At 41.1% G+C, this 22484-nt stretch carries 23 protein-coding genes and 1 riboswitch; of the genes, 1 reads left to right on the forward strand and 22 read right to left on the reverse strand.

The features are described 5' to 3' along the window. Positions 1 to 41 precede the first annotated feature (41 nt). The 9 genes from AYJ08_RS01830 to AYJ08_RS01870 all read right to left on the reverse strand — a co-directional run bounded on the left by AYJ08_RS01830 (position 42) and on the right by AYJ08_RS01870 (position 5854). A complete protein-coding gene (locus AYJ08_RS01830) occupies positions 42 to 413 on the reverse strand; it encodes a DUF8042 domain-containing protein (protein WP_064016362.1) in 372 nt (123 codons plus the stop codon). A gap of 199 nt (positions 414 to 612) precedes the next feature. Then, complete coding sequence (gene csrA, locus AYJ08_RS01835) at positions 613 to 858, reverse strand: carbon storage regulator CsrA (RefSeq protein ID WP_031412969.1); 246 nt, start codon at positions 856 to 858, stop codon at positions 613 to 615. Positions 859 to 867: 9 nt separating this feature from the next. After that, the gene (gene fliW, locus AYJ08_RS01840) at positions 868 to 1287 is read right to left on the reverse strand and encodes a flagellar assembly protein FliW (protein WP_064016363.1); all 420 of its coding nucleotides are present in this window, start codon (positions 1285 to 1287) and stop codon (positions 868 to 870) included. Between the two features lie 13 nt (positions 1288 to 1300). After that, complete coding sequence (locus AYJ08_RS01845; RefSeq protein ID WP_031412966.1) at positions 1301 to 1879, reverse strand: DUF6470 family protein; 579 nt, start codon at positions 1877 to 1879, stop codon at positions 1301 to 1303. A 21-nt stretch (positions 1880 to 1900) separates the two neighbouring features. Further along, the gene (flgL, locus tag AYJ08_RS01850; RefSeq protein WP_064016364.1) at positions 1901 to 2809 is read right to left on the reverse strand and encodes a flagellar hook-associated protein FlgL; all 909 of its coding nucleotides are present in this window, start codon (positions 2807 to 2809) and stop codon (positions 1901 to 1903) included. 143 nt (positions 2810 to 2952) lie between these two features. Then, entirely contained in the window at positions 2953 to 4434 is a 1482-nt protein-coding gene (gene flgK / locus AYJ08_RS01855; RefSeq protein ID WP_064016365.1) for a flagellar hook-associated protein FlgK, read from the reverse strand. 14 nt (positions 4435 to 4448) lie between these two features. Then, positions 4449 to 4952 carry a flagellar protein FlgN gene (locus AYJ08_RS01860; RefSeq protein ID WP_064016366.1) on the reverse strand — a complete coding sequence of 168 codons (504 nt, stop codon included), beginning with the start codon at positions 4950 to 4952 and terminating at the stop codon, positions 4449 to 4451. Positions 4953 to 4970: 18 nt separating this feature from the next. Beyond that, entirely contained in the window at positions 4971 to 5249 is a 279-nt protein-coding gene (gene flgM, locus AYJ08_RS01865; protein WP_003334308.1) for a flagellar biosynthesis anti-sigma factor FlgM, read from the reverse strand. Positions 5250 to 5440: 191 nt separating this feature from the next. Next, positions 5441 to 5854, reverse strand: a complete 414-nt coding sequence (locus AYJ08_RS01870) for a TIGR03826 family flagellar region protein (protein WP_064016367.1) — start codon at positions 5852 to 5854, stop codon at positions 5441 to 5443. A gap of 156 nt (positions 5855 to 6010) precedes the next feature. On the opposite strand from AYJ08_RS01870, the gene map reads away from it, so the two are divergent. After that, positions 6011 to 6760, forward strand: a complete 750-nt coding sequence (map, locus tag AYJ08_RS01875; protein WP_031412961.1) for a type I methionyl aminopeptidase — start codon at positions 6011 to 6013, stop codon at positions 6758 to 6760. 87 nt (positions 6761 to 6847) lie between these two features. Here the strand turns inward: map and AYJ08_RS01880 are convergent, their stop codons facing one another. The 13 genes from AYJ08_RS01880 to AYJ08_RS01940 form a co-directional block, all read right to left on the reverse strand. Continuing rightward, entirely contained in the window at positions 6848 to 7657 is an 810-nt protein-coding gene (locus tag AYJ08_RS01880) for a ComF family protein (RefSeq protein WP_064016368.1), read from the reverse strand. Between the two features lie 9 nt (positions 7658 to 7666). Further along, positions 7667 to 9613 carry an ATP-dependent helicase ComFA gene (locus AYJ08_RS01885; RefSeq protein ID WP_064016369.1) on the reverse strand — a complete coding sequence of 649 codons (1947 nt, stop codon included), beginning with the start codon at positions 9611 to 9613 and terminating at the stop codon, positions 7667 to 7669. A 76-nt stretch (positions 9614 to 9689) separates the two neighbouring features. After that, a complete protein-coding gene (locus AYJ08_RS01890) occupies positions 9690 to 10070 on the reverse strand; it encodes a hypothetical protein (RefSeq protein WP_231928969.1) in 381 nt (126 codons plus the stop codon). 92 nt (positions 10071 to 10162) lie between these two features. After that, on the reverse strand, positions 10163 to 10870 hold the full coding sequence (locus AYJ08_RS01895; protein ID WP_003334302.1) for a response regulator: 708 nt from the start codon (positions 10868 to 10870) through the stop codon (positions 10163 to 10165). Between the two features lie 5 nt (positions 10871 to 10875). Continuing rightward, complete coding sequence (locus tag AYJ08_RS01900; RefSeq protein WP_064016371.1) at positions 10876 to 12054, reverse strand: sensor histidine kinase; 1179 nt, start codon at positions 12052 to 12054, stop codon at positions 10876 to 10878. A gap of 11 nt (positions 12055 to 12065) precedes the next feature. Beyond that, positions 12066 to 13076 (reverse strand): polysaccharide deacetylase family protein, encoded by a 1011-nt coding sequence (locus AYJ08_RS01905; RefSeq protein WP_031412953.1) that lies wholly within the window; start codon positions 13074 to 13076, stop codon positions 12066 to 12068. A 162-nt stretch (positions 13077 to 13238) separates the two neighbouring features. After that, positions 13239 to 14444: a methionine adenosyltransferase gene (metK, locus tag AYJ08_RS01910; protein WP_031412952.1), complete on the reverse strand. Its 1206-nt coding sequence runs from the start codon at positions 14442 to 14444 to the stop codon at positions 13239 to 13241. Positions 14445 to 14574: 130 nt separating this feature from the next. Next, a riboswitch (SAM riboswitch) is annotated at positions 14575 to 14695 on the reverse strand. Between the two features lie 72 nt (positions 14696 to 14767). Beyond that, entirely contained in the window at positions 14768 to 17320 is a 2553-nt protein-coding gene (locus AYJ08_RS01915) for a S8 family peptidase (protein ID WP_064016372.1), read from the reverse strand. Positions 17321 to 17505: 185 nt separating this feature from the next. Then, the gene (locus AYJ08_RS01920) at positions 17506 to 18510 is read right to left on the reverse strand and encodes an SLAP domain-containing protein (RefSeq protein WP_064016373.1); all 1005 of its coding nucleotides are present in this window, start codon (positions 18508 to 18510) and stop codon (positions 17506 to 17508) included. Positions 18511 to 18574: 64 nt separating this feature from the next. Beyond that, positions 18575 to 19507: an SLAP domain-containing protein gene (locus tag AYJ08_RS01925; protein WP_064016374.1), complete on the reverse strand. Its 933-nt coding sequence runs from the start codon at positions 19505 to 19507 to the stop codon at positions 18575 to 18577. A gap of 106 nt (positions 19508 to 19613) precedes the next feature. Next, positions 19614 to 20585, reverse strand: coding sequence for an accessory Sec system S-layer assembly protein (locus tag AYJ08_RS01930; protein WP_064016375.1), 972 nt, complete (start codon positions 20583 to 20585; stop codon positions 19614 to 19616). Positions 20586 to 20683: 98 nt separating this feature from the next. After that, positions 20684 to 21649, reverse strand: a complete 966-nt coding sequence (locus AYJ08_RS01935) for an NAD-dependent epimerase/dehydratase family protein (RefSeq protein WP_064016376.1) — start codon at positions 21647 to 21649, stop codon at positions 20684 to 20686. A gap of 204 nt (positions 21650 to 21853) precedes the next feature. Further along, positions 21854 to 22462 (reverse strand): TetR/AcrR family transcriptional regulator, encoded by a 609-nt coding sequence (locus AYJ08_RS01940; protein ID WP_064016377.1) that lies wholly within the window; start codon positions 22460 to 22462, stop codon positions 21854 to 21856. Positions 22463 to 22484: the final 22 nt, after the last annotated feature.

Raw genomic sequence — 22484 nt, forward strand, 5'->3', positions numbered from 1 at the left:
CCCATATTCCTTACTGTTTATCAACTTTTTTAAAGACATACTTATGAGAGTACGTGAGGGACTACATTACGTGTCATTTCCTCTTGCCACTCTTTTTGTAATGGGATCATTTGGGACGATAATACTTGAATTGCTAGCACCTGATCCGATTGTTCAAAAGCACCTACTAACTTCTCTAGTATTTCAGTTCTGAATTTTGTTAACTCTTCCAGACGGTTGTCACTTAGCAAAAAAGGTGAAATCATCCCTGTTGACTTTTCTAATTGATTGCATGCATCAACGATATCTGCCATTAAATAGGCCATTTCATGGATCTGATTCTGATGCAGGCGCTCATGTAGTAATTCGATTGCCTCTCCACAAGTCGTTGACAGTCCAATCATTCCTCGCATAACATCCCAATATTTTTCCATGATAATTAAATATTTCCTTTCTAAGACAATAGATCATAGATGGCTCAGCTCAGCAAATTCCTAATCGTATTTAGCATTAGCTTACTAACTTCTCATACTACATATATCGGTAATTCGTTATACCTTTCATAGCTTTTTTAACAAAACTATTTATTTACAAATGAAGGAAACTGAAAAAGACAAAAAAAAAACTTGAAGCTTATTCATCTTCAAGTTTTTTTTCAGTTCCTAACCATTGGGCTAGTTGGGCCCAATCTACTTTTGTTTGTACAGCTAATTGATTCTCTTCTTGAATGGCTACATATACTTCTTTTCGATGAACGTTAATATCGCGTGGAGCCGATATGCCGATACGGACAAAGTCTTTCTCAACTGCAATCACTTTTATCTCTATCTGATCGCCAATCATGATGGACTCATTTTTTTTACGCGCTAATACCAACATATTTATCACCTACTTTGTCACTGGCTTCTCTTTTTGTAAAAGGAGGGGCTGCCGCAAATTGTAATGATCTCCTTGCAGAATAAATTGTGTAGCTTTTCTGTTTTCCACATTAATGACAAGAGGTGATTTCAAATTAACTGTGATTTGGTCTTTTCCTCGTATTGTCATGACTGACAAAATCACCACCTGAGATTCTTCCGTAATCTCCAAGGCTTCTCTCACTGAACGAGGTAGATCAAATTCATAATCCTTAAAGAAAAGAAACGGATCTACCACCCAAAAACTAATCCCCTGTTCTTCCAATGACTGAAGAGACAAAAAAGGCATTTCTGGATTTTCTTGCACCAATTGATACTCATGCAAATTCGAAAAACCAATCATACCCTCTACAATATCAAGTTTTCCCATTTTTTCCTGTTGATACATCATCAGACAACACCTCTTATCTAGCTACGTCCACATTTAAACCTACGACTTCGATATCCAGCCGATTCCACTGTTTTACATACGCCTCTACCTTGGCAGGCGTATATTTGTGAACAGGTGGGTTGACGGTTGTCTCAATTTTTGCTCCTCTTGGTGTAAATTTGATCTCTACTGGCTTGGCTTCATAACGTATTTCAACACCATCACCAATAAGAGAACCCGCAGCTACGACTCCTTCACCTGAAAACATGATGCTTTTTTCAAAAGCGATCTCAGCGATGGCGTTACCTCCACGTTCAAAAGCACGCAGTTGATCTCCTTCAACTCCGGCTTGCTCAATCGCTTCCATTACTTTGTTATAGCCATACTCGGCATTATCACTAGACCGTCGCAGTGGACCTCTCATATCAATATTTTCACGTGCTTCATTGGAATCAATCTGCAATTCCCCTTGAGGTTGGCGAATTTCAAGAATAGCCGCTTCCTGTTTTATTTCCATGCTTGCTCTTGGCTGCTCAATCTCTTGCTTCCCATGCGGACTTTGCAAGTTTAGCAAGAGAGGAGTAGATCTCATAGATAAAGAAGCTAGTTGCATTCTACTACTCCCCTTCCGCCTTTATCTTAGAAAATCAAGTAACGATGGTTGAATAATTCTTGCGCCTGCTCCTAAAGCAGCTCGGTGTACATTTTCTTGCATTTTTAAGTTCGTAATAACTTCTGCCTCATCTGCATCTTCATTACTAGACATCATGGAAGTAATGCTGACACTATCAGCATCAAGTCGATCAGTCATTAATTCTAAACGATTAGAACGCGCTCCTAAAGCAGCACGCTCTAACAGCAAGTTATTAATGTGATTGTCCATTCTATCTAAATAATCCGCTGCAGAATTCCCTGCGTTTAGATCTCCTACGATGTCTTCTAAGGTTTTGAAGATATTTTCACCTGCTGGCGAATCAAAAATGTTTTTCCCACTAATGTTTACTTGGAAAAATACCCCTTGACTCATTTCCATTTCTACTTTGCCTTCGTTGGATGTAAAAACGAACTCTTCTTTACCAGTACCAGGTTGTTTTTTAATTTCAAACGGTGGCTTATTATTATTGTCGCCTCCGTAAATATACTTCCCATTCACGGTCTGATTAGCCAAATCACCTAAATGTTTTTTTAATTCTTCAATCTCAGCAGCAATACTCTGTGTTTCTTCTTTTGAATACGTACCATTACCTGAACCAGTTAATAGATCACGAACCCGGCCAAATACTTTTCCAACCTCGTCCATAGATGTATCATAAGATTCCATCCATGTTTTGGCTTGTCCAGCATTGCGTAGAAATTGCTCATTTTCCACTAAAGAAGTTCGATAATACATCCCTCTGGCAGCAATGATTGGATCATCAGACGGACGGGACACTAATTTTCCTGTAGAAAGTTGTTGATAAGATTTACTCATCTGGCTCATGGAGTTATTAATATTACGAACCATGGTGTTATTCATCATATTCTGTGTAATACGTACCGCCATTTGGGTTAGCCTCCTCGTACAGTGTCTAGTTCAATTTTATTTCATTCCTACTGCTCCCCGTTTATAGAGCAACAGGAACTTAGACTTAATTTCTTACCGTTTTAAAAAAAGCGTCGCTACCTACGACGCTTTTCTCTAGTAACCTACAAGCCTACACGCCCCATACCATTAATGATTTTGTCTAAGATCTCATCCATGCTGGTCATGACACGAGCCGCTGCGCTATATGCCTTCTCAAATTTGATAATGTTCGCCATTTCTTCATCGGGATCAACTTCTGATACAGATTTACGGTTCATCAAAATCATGTCTGAAGTTGTATCTGCATTTTTAAAATTACGGATAGCTTCTTGACCATCTACACCTAATTGAGCAATTGTATGGCGATAAAAATCGTCAATCGTTGTAGATTGCGGAAAATCATTTGGATTGTTACCAGTTCCCGCAGGAATTAGTTTCTTTTTAATTTTGGAGATCTCCAATGCATTTTGGTTATTTCCGTCATTAACCTGCCCTGTTCCATCAGCTCTAGCTGCTGCAATCTTATCTAGGCTTTTTAATATCTCAGGATTTACTTTAATATTTGCTGCACTTGTTGGATTATCTTTTCCACCGTCAATTACAAAGAAATTAAGGCCTTCCTGAGTACCATTTTTAATATCATCAAGGTTGTAGCCCGTTCTATGAACTTCATTTATCTCACGAGCTAAATTAACAGCGAGAGAATTCAGCTTTTGTAGCATATTAGCTGTAGTTTCATCTCTTCCTTCAATTGCTGCTGACAATGTTCCCGTTCCCTTAAGCGGTTTAAACTCTCCTCCACCCAAGGTAACATCAAACTTTCCTGTTTCGGTGTTTTTTGTCGCTTTCACTTCAACAGATGTAGCATTGTTCACAAGTGGTTGTCCACCTATTGTAATATTCACCATGCCACGTTCAGTTGGCGTAACCTTAACCTCAACCATCGAAGAAAGCTTATCAATGAGAACATCGCGTTGGTCATATAAATCATTCGGCTGGTACCCATGTGGCACAACATCACCAATTTGCTTATTTATAGACGCGATTTGCTTGGCAATGGAATCAATAGATTCAGCTTGTACAGCTACCTCATTATTTAAATCATCTTGTAGTTGTGTAAGACGGTTGTGCATATGATTAAATGTGTCGGCTACTGCTGCCGCACGTTCCCGTAAAACAGAACGTACGGATTGGTTCCTTGGGTCTCCGGATAAATCCTCCCACCCTTGCCACATTTGATCCATAACCTTCTGCAGGCTATTTTCAGACGGTTCATTCATGATATCCTCTATGTTATTAATCGTTTTTACCATGTCATCCCAATAGCCTGTATTTTTAGCCGCAGCCCGATATTGACCATCTATGTAATCTTCCCGAATGCGCTGAATATCTGTTGCATACACCCCTGTGCCAAGCAACCCCGGTGCACGGTCTGCATTCATCCCAGGTCCCGGGATTGGAGTTGAAGCAGCCATATTTACGCGTTGACGAGTATAGCCTTCGGTATTAGTATTTGCAACGTTGTGTCCTGTTACGTTTAAAGCAGCCTGTTGTGCCAACAACGCTCTCTTGCTTACTTCAAGAAGATGGAAGGTTGATCTCATATGGACACTCCTTTCTATGCCTTGTGGTTAAAAATAGAACGATTCATTGACGAGTGTATCTGTTGATTCCCTGGGTTTTTATAAATAAAGTCCTCTTCCGGTCGATCAGTGAACAAGTCGAGGCTCATATTGACAAAGTCAAGGGAGTACTGCAATAATTGCTGATTTTGCTCGTTCTCTTCCTTCAATTTTCCAATGACTCTGAGTAATTCTTCCCGACGCTGAGTTAACTGATTTTTCATCTCTACATCCGTACACAATCTAATAACGTCTTGTAGGGTTCCATTCGTAACAGCTACACCCTTTTCATTAAAGATCGTGTTGGTCATATCTTTACGCAATATCTCAGTTCGCTGGACAGCTTTTAACAACTGTTGCTCTTTTTTAATAAGGTCAGTTAATTGTTGCATATCGTTTTTTACCAAAACTTCTCGCTTCTCCAACGCTAGTGTATATAGCGCTTGGTGAAGCTCCGTCAAATTATCCAACACGGCAAAGAGTTCGTTTACATGCGTCATGAGCTCCCTGTCGCTCCTCTACGATTTTTTCCAAAAAGCAATGAATTTCTCAGCGATTTGATCGCTAGGTACTTGATATGTACCATTTTCAACCTTGCTTTTTAGTTCAGAAATTTTAGCTAGACGAGCTGAGTCCATTTCTTGTTCTTCCCCTAGCTTCAGAAGTTCCATTCCCTCAGTAGAAATTGAAACTTCATCTTTTCCCCATTTATGCTTTAATTGGCTATTCTGCTGCACCTTATTAGCCTTATTATAGGCTTGTATCATTCCTGTGCGGTTGGTTTCATTAATACGCATATTATCACCTCGATCATTGAGACTTGCGCTAGAAAGAACTTACGGCTACCCCCCATATTTAAGAAGCGGACCGCATTGTTCTTAGCTACAGGATAGAAAATCACCGTTTGCTTGCTCTAGTAGTAACATCGGCTTTTCTTATGAAAACGATTAATGTTTCTAATCACCCAAAATCGTTTGGTTGGATAGTCCTATTCTTTTCTAAACTTATAGGCCTGATCTCTTTTTCGATCATCATCCGTAAGACGACGCTCAACGTCAATTTGTTGTGTTATTTCACGTTGTAGCTTACCGGAGCAATTTGTACACATAGCCCCTGATTGAATAATTTCCCCACAGCTTTCACATGGATATCCAAGGTTCGGGTTGCTTTGAACCGAAATCCGTCCTTCACGAATAAATCGAGTAATTTCTTTCACCTCGACACCCGTACCCTCGCTCAATTGATAAATGGTAGCACCGCGGTTTTCCCTTTTTCTCAGGAAGCTAGCACATAATTCGTATTGCTTCTCTTGTTCTTTATAGCATGATGGACATACATCTCTTATTCCTTTCACAAACAGCACGTCACATATCGGACAGTTTGCTAGTTGTCCTAATCCCATAATTTATTCCTCCCTAATTCACTTTGTTTTTGGCATGAAAAATATATGTTATCATTACTTATACTTATGTTTATTGCTTGAATTCAGCGCCGTGTACAGTTTTTCTAGTCGACTGAATAAACTTTAGGCAAATATCAAGTACATGGAGGTCTTACCATGATCGTTATTAAAACCAAGGAAGAAATTGAACTCATGCGTCAGGCTGGCATCATTTTGGCAAGTATCCACCAAAAAATTGCTACCATGATTCAACCAGGTATTACGACTTGGGAAATTGATCAATTCGTAGAACGTTACCTAAAAGAACATGGTGCCAAACCTGAGCAAAAAGGCTATCATGGCTATCCCTATGCCACATGCGCATCAGTTAACGATGTCATTTGCCACGGATTCCCTTCTAAAAAGGAATTAAAAAATGGTGACATCGTAACGATTGACATGGTTGTTAATCTTAACGGATGGTTGGCCGACTCTGCTTGGTCATATGGAGTAGGACAAATCTCAGAGGAAGCTGATCGTCTATTGACTACCACCAAAGAGGCTCTGTATCTAGGGATTGAGCAAGCAGTTGTTGGCAATCGTATCGGCGATATCTCCCATGCTATTCAAACATTCGCCGAAGAGCGCGGATACTCAGTCGTCCGCGATTTTACCGGCCATGGAATTGGTCAAAAAATGCATGAGGATCCTTACGTTCCACACTATGGGCCTGCTGGTAAAGGAGTTCGCTTAAAGGAAGGCATGGTTCTCACCATTGAGCCCATGCTGAATGTAGGAACTTATCATGCAGTCGTAGATGAAGAAGATGGGTGGACAGCACGTACGCGTGACGGGAAATTATCAGCTCAGTACGAACACACTCTTGCTATTACGGCAGATGGGCCACAAATCCTAACTCAATTATAAGTCTTCTGTACCAGAAAAACATAATTCTTATTATTTTCATCGGCAAATTTGCATTAATAGATTTGCCGTTTTTCTTTTTTCCATAATTTAACGAGCCAATGTCAGACTACAGACGGATAACTGAAGATTTTGTTTTTTCGCATAGTACGAAAGTACCTTAGCACATGCTTCAATTGTTGCTCCTGTTGTAAAAATATCATCTACTAGCAGTACTCGCCAACTGGTTTTTTTTGGCCAAATAGAAAATGGATGAAAACAATGAGATGTAGTATGCAGGCTCGGATGAATCACGAATGCATCCTGCATACTTTCAAAACGTGCTGCCCGTCCTTTTTGCTTACTTTGCTTTTCTGTTTCCTTTTGACGCTCCCATAGTGGAACACAAGGAATTTTCTGATGATACCCCACATATTCGGCTAGCTTCTGCGCTTGATTAAATCCCCGTTCTTGCAACCGAATTCTGTGCATTGGAACGTAACTTATAAGATCAATCCTTCTCCTCAGACCATAATGAAACCGATAACCTAATAATATCAAAGTTGCACAGATAGAATACAATCGCTCATCGCCCTGATACTTCCACTGTTTTATTACATCTTTCGCCCATTCATTATACTGGATTACGCTTCGATTTCCATTCAATCCTTCCCTATGTCGACTACAATCCCGGCATAGCTCTGGATGTCCTGGACATGCTCTACCACACATTTTACAGATATGCTTCAGCAAAAGTATAGCATTTGAAACACATTTCTCACATAAAAGTAGCTGCATTAGCTGATAGAAGCAACTTGGATAAAAGAAAGCAGGCACATTCTTTGATAGATGATGAATTACTTGTCTTGTTTTTGCAGCAATTTGAATCGTATTTTTACAGACCAAACAATACTTCATCATTTATTCCCCTCATTCTATCATTGTTGCAGTCTCTTCTGCCAAACGATTCATTCGTTTAATATGCCTGATAGCTTGAGCTGGGCCAGAAGCTTTCTTATTCATGAGATAGAGAATCTGTCCCTTTGGAGAATCACTGGACCGTCCCACTCTTCCTGCAATCTGGACTAGTGAAGCTTCATCGAAGATAGGAGCATCTGCCTCTAGCACAATGCAATCGCTACGAGGAATGGTCACTCCGCGTTCCAGAATCGTAGTGGTTACTAAGATCATATACTCCTGTTCTCGAAAAGCACGCACCTTATGTTCGCGTGCAGGATCTGAAGCATGTACCCCTTCTACTTTATCTCTCATATCCGTAAAAAAGTGCTGAACATAAGCTACCACAAAGGGGATTTCCTCAATTCGCGGCACAAATATAAAAACCTGCCTGTGTGCCTGTATACTATTTCGCAAAAAAAATAACAGGGGAGTAATGGGCTGTAATACATGAATACTTTGACGCAAGTGGGTTGTAACAAGCATTGTTGGAACAGGAAGTGGATGTCCATGAAATCTAGCTGGCAGAATAGCATGTGTAGAGGAAGTAAGAGAAAGCTTTTTGTGAAAAGGGAACAGTTGATTATCCATTCGTTTTTTTACTAGTTCTTGCTGAAGATAGCGTGGGGGTGTAGCGCTAAGATATAAAATCTTGCCATGTGATAGTAACGAGCGCTTCACAGCATGATACAAGGTCTTATTTTTGTGGTAAGGAAAAGAATCTACTTCGTCAACTACTATCAAAGAAAAACGCTGGTAACAACGTAACATCTGGTGTGTAGTCGAAATCATCAGTTGGCTTTGCTCCCATTTTTGCTGGCTGCTCCCGTGAATAGCCATGACTGAAATGGAAGGAAATACTTTTTGTATACGTGGCGCTAGTTCTAAAACTACATCTTTACGAGGGGTAGCGATACACACAGCTCCTCCACGGGCCAATTCTGCATCGACCGCTGGAAACACGAGCTCTGTTTTCCCTGCCCCACAAACCGCCCAGATTAGAAATCTCCGTTCTTCGGAAAGAATGAATTCTCTTACCTGTTTGGCTACGATTGCTTGCCTTTTAGAAAATTGTCCATTCCATTGCAGGACGGTTTCTAAGGAAATGCAATATTGAGCATCAGCATCTAGATAACCGGACAGACTGGCAGGCACAAATATTAGAGGTACACAGCTCTTGCATCTCCCCATCGAAAGGCAATTATAGCAGTATGCACAGGGTTGTTGACAGCTATAGCAGCTTGTCTGTTCAATCTCCCTGAAACTATTGCACCGCTCACAATGATAGGACAGTTGATGCCGCCACCAACAACGATGTAATTCAAGACTAACACTTGGGCGCCACTCTGCTTTTCCCTGTAAAACAAGCCAATGCAATGACATGATAAGGTGATCTGAATGATTTAGGTTTATATATGGGGATTCCTGAAAACCGAACCTTTTAACTTCTTCTAATAATAACGCCCTGCCTTGTAGCTTAAGATAAAGCTGATGCGTCTGCTGCTTGTTGCTAGCAAAGAATTCTATCACATTTTGTTTTTCAAGCATATGAGATTCGCAAGCCCTTCCCTCCTCCTCCAGTTCTTCGAAGCTAAAGGCGCAGGATCGCCCGTAGGAATAATTTTCACCTGTCTCCCTTACGGATAGACGATTTACCTCTTTCGTGTAGCCTTGAGCCACCAGACGTGCCTGTTTGAGTGTATGAGAAGCAACTTGACCAGCGGCATCTTGCTGCGTAATTTTTCTGTTCACCCTGTCTCTTATCCCGAAAAGTAAGGAGAGTGATTTGCTTTTTCCAATAATGTGCAATCTTTGCCCGTTCTGCTCATTCCAAAATTGCTTGTCTACCTGGAAACACGGAGTAATATATGCTAAGACAGAATGTCCATCTTCTTTTAAATAAAGAACATATTCATGCATAATGTCGATCCCCCCTTGTCCTTATTCTTAAAAAAGACAATGGGATCATGCAAGAAAAAAGAGACCAGCCTATAACTTAGCTAGCCTCTTTTCCAACTGTTCGTAAATCGATGACAACGACCGGTTCTCTTCCTGCTTGTTGTTCTCTTATCGTATCTGGATGGACTCGGTATAATATCTCCGTCATCCGCGGCGTATCGTCAGAAGAGCCTTCATCCACAAAACTAATACTAATTGGATGTCCATATAAACCAGATTGAAACATCAGGGTGCGTACAGCCTCTTCAACTCGATGCTCTGAATTATGCAAAAGTAGTTGATAATGTGTCAAGGTCAAAGGTTCCATAATAGAAGCGGCCCTGCCTGACTCCATCCAGATATAGAACATTTTCAGCAAAAGAGCGGAGCAGCCGTATGCTGCAAACAACCAGATCATAAAATCAGCCAACACGGTCATCCCCTCCTGTAATAAGGTATGCCGTACTGCTTGACTTGGTTGCTTTCTCCACACTCATTTTTCATAAATGCTGTATGATCCGTTTAAAAACCTTACAGCTTTACCCAGCCATTCTTGATGGATATAACCACAGCTTGAGTACGATCCTGTACATTTAGCTTTTGCAAAATACTGCTTACATGGTTTTTAACCGTCTTTTCACTGATGAATAAATATTCACCGATCATTCGGTTGCTTTTACCTTCTGCCATTAATTGCAAAACTTCACGCTCACGACGCGTCAAGGATTCAATAATGCGCGGGTCCATCACTGGTGACTCTTCGAACGTAATACTACGATCCATTGACTCTTCCTGCTCGCTCAAGCGACGGAATTCGTCGATTAACTTACCGGTCACTTTTGGATGGATATACGCTCCACCTTGGGCAACTACGCGTACCGCTTCTACCAATTCAGAAGTCCCCATATCCTTTAGTAAATAACCGGATGCTCCTGAACGAAGTGTGCGGTAGACATATCCTTCATCATCATGAATGGATAAAATGATTACTTTTGTTTCTGGGCTAATTTTTACTACCTCTTCTGCAGCCGAAACACCGTTTACATTTGGCATATTAATATCCATCAATAAAACATCTGGTCTGTATTCAGCTACTAGCTTGGGAGCTTCCATTCCATCTGAACCTTCTCCCACCACTTTGAAACCAGATTCCATATCGAGTATTCTCTTTACGCCTTCACGAAACAATTGATGATCGTCTACTAACACGATTTTAATTTCATCCAACAATTTTTCCACCGTTATTAACCTCCCTGTTTGCCGGTACTTTTGAATACTGACGCGGGCTGCAGCGGTATTTGAAACACCACTCTAGTCCCTTCTTGGTTATTGGACGTAATGCCGATTCTGCCATTCAGTAATTGGCAACGTTCCTTCATTCCCATAATTCCGAACGATTGTCCTTTTTTGCTAACCTCACTCACATTAAATCCAATTCCATCATCTTTTACGACAATAAACATGTTTTCCAGCTGAAACTCAACCTTTATTTGGACAAAATTAGCTTTCGCATGCTTGTACACATTGTTTAGGCATTCCTGAACTAAGCGAAAAGCTGCTGCCTTAAATGAACTTTCAAGCTTATGTTCTTTGCCAAAAACAATTAGATCAATATGTAATTTACTACGATCCTCAAAGGTTTGTATATACTTTTGCAAAGTTGGAATGAGTCCTAAGTCATCTAAAGCCATTGGTCTCAAGTCAAAAATAATTTTTCTAACATCTGCTAAGCTCATTCTTACAATTTCCTTTAAGCTGCCTAATTCCTGTTGAGCATCCTGGATTGCGTCATTTTTCAACATTTTTTCTACGATTTCTGTACGCAATACTACATTGGCCATGGATTGTGCAGGTCCATCATGGATCTCTCGGGCTACCCGCTTACGCTCTTCTTCCTGGGCCTGAATAATTTTAAGTCCCATAAGCTGATGCTGCTTGGCAGATTCCAAGGCTTCCTCCACTTTGGACAAATCTCCTGCTAAAAAGCTGTGAACCACGCTGATCTGACTTAGTAACCCTTCTGCTCTAGTAATTGTCTCTAAAATATTCCGCAACCGAAACTCTAGCTCGTCACGGCGTTTCTTTAGGTTATTTTCCCGCTCACGCATTAAGGAAAGCTCTATCTGAACATTATGAGCTTCCTCATAAGCTGCACGAATATCGTTTTCAGTAAAGCTTTGAAAATTGCGGCTTACTTGTACCAATCTCGATCTTGATCGGCGGGACTGTAACTCTAGATTATCAACATTTTGGATCACTTCTGCTAATATTTGCCGTATTTCAACAATCTCTTTTTTGATTGCATTACTTTCCGAACGAGCACCTTCTGCTATCTGAAATATTTGCTCTTTGCTCATTTCAACCGTTCGAATCGTTTTTTTTATGACCCCATCTAGAAGGCTGATATCAATGCCTTTATCCATGGGTTTCCCCCTTATTCTTCCATTTTTACTTTAGTAAATAGTTCAAGGAGCTGGGGTGCACCTACCTTGCGTATTCCTACATCAAATCTCGGGATGGAATACGGATCTTCATTTGGCTTCACAACGTCTCTTCTAGATGTAAAGACATACTGATATCCTGCTTCCTTTGCCGAGTCAATCACAATCTTGCTTTTATAGCCTTGGGGTAAGGAGAGAGAGGCTATAGGCTTTTTCACAAGTTGCTCTAAGCCTATTTTCGACATCTTAAAATCAACAAATAAACGACTTCGGTACTCTTCCTCATTCTCTGCACGTTGGAATTCTTCTAGATATACAGGCTCCGTTCCCGCTTTCTGTACTCCCCACTCATCCAGCTCTTTATGTTCATGTAAACTGAATGTGTGCGAGCCAATATCAACTAAGCCGGAAGCCAGCATTTCGTCAATTTGTTGATAAGCTAAAGGAACGGTCATATTTTCTCGCTTTCGATCCATGGTATCTCTCAATCTACCTGCAATTACAAAAGCTGCAGATGGATACCCATATTCGGAAAGCAACGGATATGCTTGTGTGTAATAACTTTCATAGCCGTCATCAAACGTAAATAAAACTGCATTCTCCTTGGCAGTTACGCCTGTTTGCATAAAAGTGAAAAACTCTCTTAGGCTAATAGGATGAAAGTTATGTTCCTTTATAAATTGTAAATGCTCACCAAACTGCTCTGGTGTTATTACAAATGGCTTATTACTGTCACGATCAATGTGATGATAATTCAAGATGACAACCTTGTCTTTATACCATCTCTCGTTTGATATCTTTTCCTCTGGTTTACTATTTCTAGAAGGAATTTGCTCTACGTCTGACCCTTTAGGTTCTAATGAATGAGACGTATGATCCCCCGTCTTTTGTTGCACATAATCCGTATTTTCTACCCCTACATTCTCTGGTCTAAACCAATACACAAGGATAGAAAACAGCAGAAGAAGAAGGAAAAAGACGAGAAAGAAAGGTTTTTTCTTCATGATGCGCCCATGTTCCTTTCGATCTTATTATAGTGCTTTTCGACAAAGATTTACAGAATCCTCTACGTAGTCTACCCCATTGAAGTTGTACTTGCCTAGCCTTTTTCGCAATTTTCATAAGAAAAAAGAAGCCCAGGAAAATCCTAGGCTTCTCTGTATTTTTTACAGGTTAGCAGCGTCTTTTTTCAGATCTTCTGCTTTATCTGTACGCTCCCATGGTACATTCAGATCATTACGTCCGAAATGACCATATGCTGCGGTTTGTTTATAGATCGGACGACGTAGGTCTAATTGCTTAATAATGCCTGCTGGGCGCAAATCAAAGTGCTTGCGAACCAATGCTACCAAATCAGATTCAGCAATTTTTCCTGTTCCAAATGTGTTTACAGCGATAGATACCGGTTGAGCTACCCCGATTGCATAAGCTACCTGTACTTCGCAATGTTCAGCAAGACCTGCAGCTACAATGTTTTTGGCTACATAGCGAGCTGCATAAGCACCAGAACGGTCTACTTTTGTAGGATCCTTACCGGAGAATGCACCACCGCCATGGCGAGCATAACCGCCATACGTATCTACGATGATTTTACGGCCAGTCAAACCAGCATCCCCTTGAGGACCACCGATAACGAAACGTCCAGTTGGGTTAATGAAGTATTTGGTTTGATCGTCTAATAGGTTTGTAGGAACGATCGGTTTAATTACTTGCTCCATTAGATCCTTTTTAATCTGATCTAGTTCTACTTCTGGAGCATGTTGAGTAGAAATAACAATTGTATCGATGCGAACTGGCTTATCGCCATCGTATTCAACAGTTACTTGAGTTTTACCATCTGGACGAAGGTATTCAAGCGTACCATTTTTACGCACTTCTGTCAGACGACGCGCCAACTGGTGAGCCATGCTGATTGGAAGAGGCATTAATTCTGGAGTTTCGTTGCAAGCATAACCAAACATTAGCCCCTGGTCACCTGCACCGATTGCTTCGATTTCAGCATCAGTCATGCTACCTTCACGTGCTTCCAACGCCTGGTCAACACCTAGTGCGATATCTGCTGATTGCTCGCCGATTGCAGTAATAACACCGCATGTATCTGCATCAAAACCATATTTTGCTCGATCGTAACCAATTTCACGAATCGTATCTCTTACTAGCTTTTGGATATCTACATACGTAGAAGTTGTGATTTCACCTGCCACAAGTACTAATCCGGTGGTAACAGATGTCTCGCATGCTACACGAGCATTCGGATCTTTCGATAAGATCGCATCAAGAATAGAATCAGAAACTTGGTCACAAATCTTGTCTGGATGTCCTTCAGTAACGGACTCAGATGTAAACAAGCGACGTCCTTTTTGCAATTCCATACTTAAAAACCTCCTTCAACTGGAAACATGATATATAGTATGTTTGCCGAGCCAGGTTTCCATCACGACAAAAAGAAAAACCTTTCCCTCCGCTGAGGAAAAGGTTGCTTTTCTAATGCGTTCCTTAACCCTCTTATCGGCCAGAGTGAGTCTAACTATTTAGATAGTTATCCTTTCTCTGCTGGTTAGCACCGCTCAAAACGGTTGCCGGGCTTCATTGGGCCAGTCCCTCCGCCTACTCTGGATAAGAGTAATATCCATGATTTATAGAATAATCTTTTTTTAGAAGGGTGTCAATGTACTTTTGTAAAAAACCCGGTATTTTACAATTGGAAAGATTTAGCTAATACAGTGACCATTTCTCCGCGTTTCACAGGACGATCTGGCTTAAAGGTTCCATCCTGATAACCATGCAACCAGCCATAGTGTGAAAGTGTTTCGATTGCAGCCACCGCCCAATGTGAATGAGGCACATCACGATAAGAAGTACTGGACGATCTTGACACGTTTATTTTTTTAGCACGCGCAATCATCAAAGCCATTTCTGCTCGATTAACAGGTCGATCCGGTTCAATTTTTCCATTGAATCCGCTCATAATCCCCAACTGAGAAGCCTGTAACAAGCTCTCATACGCCCAATGCTTTTTATCTAAATCCTTATAGGTATTAATACCTATTTTACCAGTTGGAAGCTTTTTGGCCTTCATCGAGCGAAGGAGCATGTCTGCGAATTCAGCTCGTGTCATATTAGCATCTGGACGGAAGCTATACGTATTAGGTATGGTAATGACTCCACGTTGAGTTAAACGCCCTATATCATTTCTAGCCCAATGCCCATGTATGTCTCGAAAGCCGCCATACATTTCCTGACGATTTAATGTAAATCGATACGCATCATAGCGGAATGGCGTAGTACTGGTCAACTTTATATAGTATGTCCCTGCTGCTAATTTTTTTTCAAAGACAATGCTATTATCTTGTCCAAAAACCTTTTCAGCTCGAATTGCATATTTCATATCGCGACTATCATAAATACTCATCATGATCTTTACCTGTGGCGGTACATAAGGTGCCCGAATGGTAACATACGTTTCTTTTGGAATCGAAAACGTAAACCAATCGTTATCTGCTTCTGAAGGAATTGTGCCTGTAATCAGACTGTTATTCCCTAGTTTTGTAGCTAAACGATAGGTATCGTTTGGTTCGTTTGGATCTTTTCGTTCAGGCATATAATTGAGCTGAAAAAAGTACTCGCCGCTCACAGCAGCAGGATAGCTGTTCTGAATTTGGAACAAATAGCGACCTGGCGTGACGTTCATCTCTAAGCTTTTTAAAGGATCAGTGACTGAGCTGCTATCAAGGGAAATTCCGCCAGATGTCTTATCGCGTTCTTTACGCACCTTAATTTGCGGGTCTAATCGTAGAGTATCTGTATCCACTCGCAGATAAAGCTTGCCTGGATCACGCACAAAATAGGAAAACCAATCAACATCCTGTGCTGTATGAAAATTCCCCTTGATCTCAATATTATTACCCGGCGGCAGGGGGCGGACTTGATCAATACTATTATTTGGCTCATATCGATCAGGTGCAATGGAAAAACGATTGGTAATGGTATAGCGTAAAGTGCTAGATACCGCAGACCGCTGGAAGTGAATGTGAACCTTGCCCGGCTTCACTGCAATTGTTGCATTTGCTTTATTACCAAGATAATACGTATCTTGAGGCTTTCCATCCTGATAAACGCTAGCTGCCAATGGAGCCAGCGTATCCACCGAAACATCTGCTTTTAATTCTAAGGTTCCCTCATAAGGAATATCCGTGTAAAACCAATCGCTCTTATCTTTATCGCTCAGAGTGCCGCGAATCTGACTTTCCATGGGGAATGCGGCTGCTGTACGCTGTGTATTGTTTGGCTCATTTATATCATCAGGCAGTCTACTCATTACTGCCTTCTGAACATTTAAAAGTCCATATCCTGTCCGCCTGTCCCATCTAACTCCATGTAATTTCGTTGCTGAATGGTACAGAAGCTGGCGTACTTCCAACGGTTTCATATTTGGGTTCCTAGCAAGAATCAGCGCCGCCGCACCAGCTACCTGAGGAGCCGCTGCAGAGGTGCCCTTCATCGAATCGTACCCGCCACCTCTTGCTGTCGTATACACATTCACGCCTGGGGCCACTAGGTTAATTTCTGGCCCAAAATTAGAACGGCTATGGATGGTATTAGAGTTCGTAACGGCGCCAACCGCAATCACCGTAGGAAAAGCAGCAGGATAGTTAACACGACTCCCTTCATTTCCAGTAGCCGCTATAACAACAACTCCTCTGTCCTCTGCAAAATCTATTGCATCCTCCAGCGCCTTCGAATAATATAGTGCGCTGGCGGACATCAAAACAACTTTGGCCCCTTCATTAACTGCTCGTCTAATTCCCGCAGCTAAACGATCAGATGATGAAAATCCTTTTTTATCCAAGATTTTAATAGGCAATATTTTAGCATTCCATAAAACCCCTGTTACCCCTAAACCGTTGTTTCCTTTAGCTCCCAATATCCCAATGACATTGGTGCCGTGTCCGTTTAAGTCTGACGCACTTTCCTCTTGCACTAAATTAATAGTAGGCAACAGATTGTCCTTCAAATCTGGATGGGAAGAGTCTACCCCGGAATCAAGTACCGCAATTTTAATAGCTGTATTGCTGTTGACGATCCCCCAAGCCTCCACTGCCTTAATCTGCGTTAAATGAAGCTGTTTTGAAAAGTAGGGGTCGTTCGGCATGGCGGCTGCTTGGGCAGGCTTTTCACCAACCGTAAAAGCAAGTAAAGCAACAACCGCCGGAATAATCATTCTTTTTGTCAACTGTGTATATAGCATATGGTGCCCTTTCCTCCTTCTCCTGTAAAGAAGTAAATCAGGAAGGATTAGCGTTCTTAATCTTTCAATTGTTCTTTATATAGCATAGTATAGGCTTGCTCAAGAGACAACCATTTCCTACACCTAAATATTTCCAAATCCAATAAATAAAGACCCCTCTCATTACGAAAGGGGTCATAAAAGGATTACTGAATGAATCCCTTGTTATTTTCATGTAATTCTAGCTTCTGAGCTTTTACATCTTTATCCTGTCTTGCATCTGGTACATAAGCTTTGCATTTAGACAAGTCCAGATCTTTGCCTTCTAGCGAACTTGCTGGAATATAGAATCCCCATACGCGTTGAGTTTTAGGTTTAATGTAGAGGCTATGCAGGCCAAAATGCATGCGTGCAACATCTCTTCCAATCTCGTCACGGATATACACAGGTACTTCTGTGAATTCTACACGTTTATCTAAACCATTCATAAAGGCTACAATTACTTTTAGTCCGCCATCTGGAACCTGAACTAAATCAATAGCTGTCAGTTCAACTTGACCGTCTCGGATCGGGAACAGGTCTTTTACCTTTTGGATATAAGACTCTTCCTCTTCATCTGTTAAGCCGTTGTGTTTCTCCACTAGCTTTTCTTCCATTTTATATTGATCTAGTCTTTCTTTATCATAAACCATAAATAATTGCGTATCATCCTCAGGCATGAACAAGAAATCATCCCATGTGAAAAGGAATTCGCATGGACTTGCAGACATATCTTGCAAACCACCCATTGTTAGCATCTCAAAGGATTTGCGTGCCACTACCTTACCATCAGAGGTAACCAAAGCAAGTGGTAATTTATTTAACATAATATCCTGATGTGTAGCATTACGAACAAATGTCATTACCAAAAAGCCTGTATTTAATACATTCGTAAAGAACGGAAAAATACCTACCTCATCACGGACAACCGGTGGCAACTCATCGTGAATGAACTGCAACAACTCAATGTCCATCTCTTCCAAATTCTTGGAAGCTAAACTATTCAAGTTTAGAAACAATTCCTTGGAAGGGATGCGGTTTGACGATTGCTCAGGCTGTTCAATGCCAGATACGCCTAGGTAAAACTCTTTTTGTAGAAACTCATGAATATCCTCACGGGCCTGTTCTAACCCCTGTTTAGAACCAAACCAATTAACTAATTGCCAACTCATTCTATAACCTCCTGTGCATAAGGCAAGGCGACATGCTTTTCAGCAGTCACCTTGCATGCTTTCTCTATAAAACTTCTACATCCAATTCCCAATTGGATTTATTCAATGTTTGATTCATGTTAACAACTTTTGGCGGGAACGCTAATATCCATGGCTTGCTAGAACCGCTTTTCAGGCTGATCTTACTTCCATCCACGATTCCTTCCGCTATTACCTTATCCTTGTTTCGTTCACGCACTACTACACGCAATGCCTTTGGTTGGAAGGTGTCCTCCAAAGCGCTGCGGATTAGCATCGCCACGATTAAACGCCCATCCTCTTTTAAGCCAATGTCAAAACCGGTGAAACTAACTGTCCCTGGTGCCAGGAACGGAAGGTTGTATATCATATTTTCCAGACGATCCTTTTGCGTTACGGTCAAACGTTTTTCCATAGCTGGATCAATCTCTAGATTTTTTGGCCAGACAAACTCACGTTGTGGCAGTCCAATAATCAGTTTCCATTGTCTAACGTCCATAGATTTTTCGTTTGTCACCAGATCTTCTGGGAAAGTAATTTCCCACGGACGACTGCTCATTGGTGGAATTGTTCCAACTGGACTCAGATCAAATTCACCTTTAGCAAATAAATGACCTTCAACAGCAATTGCTAGGTCTAATTTACCCATTTCTACCGGTATTGATGAGGCATTACGAATAAATAACGCTACGGTAACCGCCCCTTCACGAGGAATCAAGCTAAAACCCGTAAGTCCTAATGTTCCCTCAGGGATATCCGGCAAGCTATCATTTAAGAAACGCAAGGTATACTTTTTCTCTTGATCCAGCATTTCGTTCCATGCTGGGTTGAAAGAAACTTCCAGATCGCTTGATTTTAACATTTTTTCTGTCGCTTCTTCAATCCGATTATGCGTAGTCTGAGAAAGGTCTTTCTTGAGATCCTCGGGACTTCGCATTTCATTATCGTTAGTAAACCAATTCTTTAAAAAGTTAAACATAAGATCCCCCTCTTTGCTGTGATACAAAATTCCTATATGATCAATTCCGATTTTAACGCAGTACGGTCTCTAGTCAGTGACCAGGAGTTATTCGCCGGGAAAAAGATTAATTTTGAGCAAGCTGCACTTTCCACTGGGATAAATCAACATTTTCCTTTAGGATGCTCTCTTTTGGAAAAATAAACATCCAAGGCTTGCTTGTTTGGGCATTTACAACAAAATCCTTGAGCTGGAATACACCCTCTGCCACCTTATCACCTGTGCCATCATAAAGAGCCAGTGGCAATTGTTCAAAAGAAAGATTTTGAGTCGTTCCATTCCGAATTAAGAGAATCGCTCGAATTACGCCTTCATCGTTTTGCTTCGCCTGAACGCTCTGAACATTTACTTCCCCTTCTTTTAACTCAGGAAGACTTTTCGCCAGCTCAATAAAGTATTTCTTTTGATCGTCAGTTAATGATTTCACCCAAGATTCTTCCAGCTCCAAATTTTTCGGCAGGACCATTTTATTTTGAGCCAATTCAAAGGCAAGTTTCCAGTTTTGCAGCAAAACATTTGTCGTGATAAAGTGTTCTCTCGTAAATACAAAATTCCACGGTCGAGCATGGAACGCCGGAATTTCTCCAAGCTCGCTTAGATCAAATTCTTGTCGGGTAAATAGCTTATCGCCGTCAAACAGGATAAGCAAGGTCATTTTTCCCAACGCAACAGGCTGATCGCTTGCATTTCGTACAAAAGCCGCTATTTCAACGCCGTCCTCATGAGGCACCATATTAAATCCAGAGATAGCAATATTGCCCTCTTCCAAAGGCTCCAATTGGTTAGCCATAAAGGACATAGAATATTTCTGCATATTATCTAGCTCATTTTCCCATAACGGATGCAGGGATAGCGCAGTCACGCGTGTAGCGACGTCAGTTGATTTTTGTTTCGTAGTCTTTTTGGCTTTGTCATTCTTCTTATCCGAAGCTTGTTTATCCGTGTTTGTAACAGGCAACACAGACTGTTCCTTACTTTTAGGCAAAGTAGAGGTGTCTTTTTCATCACCTGACAATATATTTTTCAAAAAGGAAAACATGATTTGTCCGCTCCCACATGTATAGTATTGTCTACCTATATTCTTATCTTTTCATATTATCATAAGTAACCTTCAAAACACAAAAGCCCATATTTTCCTTAACTTAATCGTTTCAGGCATACCATTATACCTTGTTCATAAGGGGTATGTACAATACGCCCAAGCTCGTGTTCATATTTACTGCCGTCTAACTGAATGGTAGATTCTGTGACATACATCATCTCCACCATTTCCCTCATAAAGGGCTGGAACCAGCCTAGCACTGTCATTACTTTCCGGCCAATTGGGAGCATGAAATTTTTTCTTCCATTATATAGACGCGCTATCTCCCTGATTTGTTTTGCTGAGATCGTCCCCGAACCTGGAATATTCCAAGTCGTTCCATACGTATTCGGATGTTTAGCCAATCGAATTATCGCTTTGGCTGCATCTGGTGTATAAATGTATTCACGTTTAACAGTAGGATCGCCAATAAAGATACTGGGCTTCCCTTTAGCCAAAGACTCAAGCGTGACATGTAAGAACGTATTCGTTGCGTGTGGACCATAAAAGTCAGGTAAATGAACAAGCATACATGGGGTACCTGACTCGTTCGCTTTCCACACAAGCTGTTCTAGCTGTAACCGAATCTTTCCCTTTGTCGTATGTGGTTCTTTGGAGTGCTGTTCATTTACTAATGGTGTTTTGGCTCTGCCATATGCATAGATGTTGTCGATCACAACCACTTTTGCTCCATGATGCTTGGCAGCAGTTAAAACATTGTTCATCAATGCTGGATGGCCTATTTTCCATTCCGGATAAGGAACACTGACACAATGAAAAATCACATCCACACCCTTAGCGGCTTGTAGCAAGTCTTCTAGGCTGTAGGCATCTCCCGTGTATAAGGACAAAGCTGGAGAGTAGTCTCGTTTTTTCGCTTCCAATTCCCATTCTGCTTGTAAATTCGTTAGCTTTGAATTAGAGCGTGCAAAAGCTACCGTATGAATTCCGTTGCGAAGTAATTCAAAAACTAATTCTGTTCCAATGCTACCTGTAGCTCCAAATACCAATGCTTTATCCATGATCCTTCTCCCCTTTTTTAACCAGCGGTCAATTAATGTTTGAGAAAAAACTCGACTGCTGCCGAGCTTTTTTCATGGTTTCTTGATTCTTGTCTCTGGATTCTTGTTTCTTGATTCTTGTTTATTGTTCCATCTATTATTTCATTTTCAGCTTTTCTTTTGATATTGAATGACGTTGCTTATTTATTCAATTCGCTTCAAGTTTCAAGCCTCGCGATCGTCAGCCAATTGGTTAGCCAGAAATCTCACATGCACCTTAACAAGTGCTTCCACATCCTCGTACGATTGCTTCGTTTGGATATAATGCACGACAAACCCATGTAAAGAAAGGAATATGACCCATGGTATTGTGAACATATTTCCAATCCTTTGCAGCGCATCTCCCGCCTCTTCCCTGACAAGGCTTGCAAACGTTTCATAACAACTGTCCTGTTCTGGTCGAGCGTACTCCAGTGTCTCCGGCTCATTTGAACAAAACATCATTTCATAATGATGCGGATGGCTCAAGCCAAAATGGATAAAGGTCTCCATTAGCGACTCTAATTTATGCTGGGGCTGGCTCGCAGTATCCGTCTGTTGGATTGATTTTTTCATTTGTTCCTGCAATGTACGATAATCCTCTTGCACAATAGCGTTAAATAGCTCAGCCTTTTCTTTGAAATGATAATAAAGTGATCCGTGGCTATAGCCTAGTTTTTGTGCAATACTTCGCATGGAAACCGCTCGATAGCCTTGTGTTGCAAATAGTTCCCGAGCTACTTTTACAATCTGTTCACGGCTCAGTTCCTTGGCTACCGCCCTTCTTGCCGCCATCGCGCTTCACTCCCTACAAACT

Origin of the sequence: Brevibacillus sp. SKDU10 (assembly GCF_001645205.1) — a bacterium.
GTDB lineage: Bacteria > Bacillota > Bacilli > Brevibacillales > Brevibacillaceae > Brevibacillus_B > Brevibacillus_B halotolerans.

What these genes read in the sequence shown, in the direction of transcription:
- AYJ08_RS01830 (WP_064016362.1), bottom strand. Translation starts at nt 413, where the DNA reads ATGGAAAAATATTGGGATGTTATGCGAGGAATGATTGGACTGTCAACG.
- csrA (WP_031412969.1), bottom strand. Translation starts at nt 858, where the DNA reads ATGTTGGTATTAGCGCGTAAAAAAAATGAGTCCATCATGATTGGCGAT.
- fliW (WP_064016363.1), bottom strand. Translation starts at nt 1,287, where the DNA reads ATGATGTATCAACAGGAAAAAATGGGAAAACTTGATATTGTAGAGGGT.
- AYJ08_RS01845 (WP_031412966.1), bottom strand. Translation starts at nt 1,879, where the DNA reads ATGCAACTAGCTTCTTTATCTATGAGATCTACTCCTCTCTTGCTAAAC.
- flgL (WP_064016364.1), bottom strand. Translation starts at nt 2,809, where the DNA reads ATGGCGGTACGTATTACACAGAATATGATGAATAACACCATGGTTCGT.
- flgK (WP_064016365.1), bottom strand. Translation starts at nt 4,434, where the DNA reads ATGAGATCAACCTTCCATCTTCTTGAAGTAAGCAAGAGAGCGTTGTTG.
- AYJ08_RS01860 (WP_064016366.1), bottom strand. Translation starts at nt 4,952, where the DNA reads ATGACGCATGTAAACGAACTCTTTGCCGTGTTGGATAATTTGACGGAG.
- flgM (WP_003334308.1), bottom strand. Translation starts at nt 5,249, where the DNA reads ATGCGTATTAATGAAACCAACCGCACAGGAATGATACAAGCCTATAAT.
- AYJ08_RS01870 (WP_064016367.1), bottom strand. Translation starts at nt 5,854, where the DNA reads ATGGGATTAGGACAACTAGCAAACTGTCCGATATGTGACGTGCTGTTT.
- map (WP_031412961.1), top strand. Translation starts at nt 6,011, where the DNA reads ATGATCGTTATTAAAACCAAGGAAGAAATTGAACTCATGCGTCAGGCT.
- AYJ08_RS01880 (WP_064016368.1), bottom strand. Translation starts at nt 7,657, where the DNA reads ATGATGAAGTATTGTTTGGTCTGTAAAAATACGATTCAAATTGCTGCA.
- AYJ08_RS01885 (WP_064016369.1), bottom strand. Translation starts at nt 9,613, where the DNA reads ATGCATGAATATGTTCTTTATTTAAAAGAAGATGGACATTCTGTCTTA.
- AYJ08_RS01890 (WP_231928969.1), bottom strand. Translation starts at nt 10,070, where the DNA reads ATGACCGTGTTGGCTGATTTTATGATCTGGTTGTTTGCAGCATACGGC.
- AYJ08_RS01900 (WP_064016371.1), bottom strand. Translation starts at nt 12,054, where the DNA reads ATGGATAAAGGCATTGATATCAGCCTTCTAGATGGGGTCATAAAAAAA.
- AYJ08_RS01905 (WP_031412953.1), bottom strand. Translation starts at nt 13,076, where the DNA reads ATGAAGAAAAAACCTTTCTTTCTCGTCTTTTTCCTTCTTCTTCTGCTG.
- metK (WP_031412952.1), bottom strand. Translation starts at nt 14,444, where the DNA reads ATGGAATTGCAAAAAGGACGTCGCTTGTTTACATCTGAGTCCGTTACT.
- AYJ08_RS01915 (WP_064016372.1), bottom strand. Translation starts at nt 17,320, where the DNA reads ATGCTATATACACAGTTGACAAAAAGAATGATTATTCCGGCGGTTGTT.
- AYJ08_RS01920 (WP_064016373.1), bottom strand. Translation starts at nt 18,510, where the DNA reads ATGAGTTGGCAATTAGTTAATTGGTTTGGTTCTAAACAGGGGTTAGAA.
- AYJ08_RS01925 (WP_064016374.1), bottom strand. Translation starts at nt 19,507, where the DNA reads ATGTTTAACTTTTTAAAGAATTGGTTTACTAACGATAATGAAATGCGA.
- AYJ08_RS01930 (WP_064016375.1), bottom strand. Translation starts at nt 20,585, where the DNA reads ATGTTTTCCTTTTTGAAAAATATATTGTCAGGTGATGAAAAAGACACC.
- AYJ08_RS01935 (WP_064016376.1), bottom strand. Translation starts at nt 21,649, where the DNA reads ATGGATAAAGCATTGGTATTTGGAGCTACAGGTAGCATTGGAACAGAA.
- AYJ08_RS01940 (WP_064016377.1), bottom strand. Translation starts at nt 22,462, where the DNA reads ATGGCGGCAAGAAGGGCGGTAGCCAAGGAACTGAGCCGTGAACAGATT.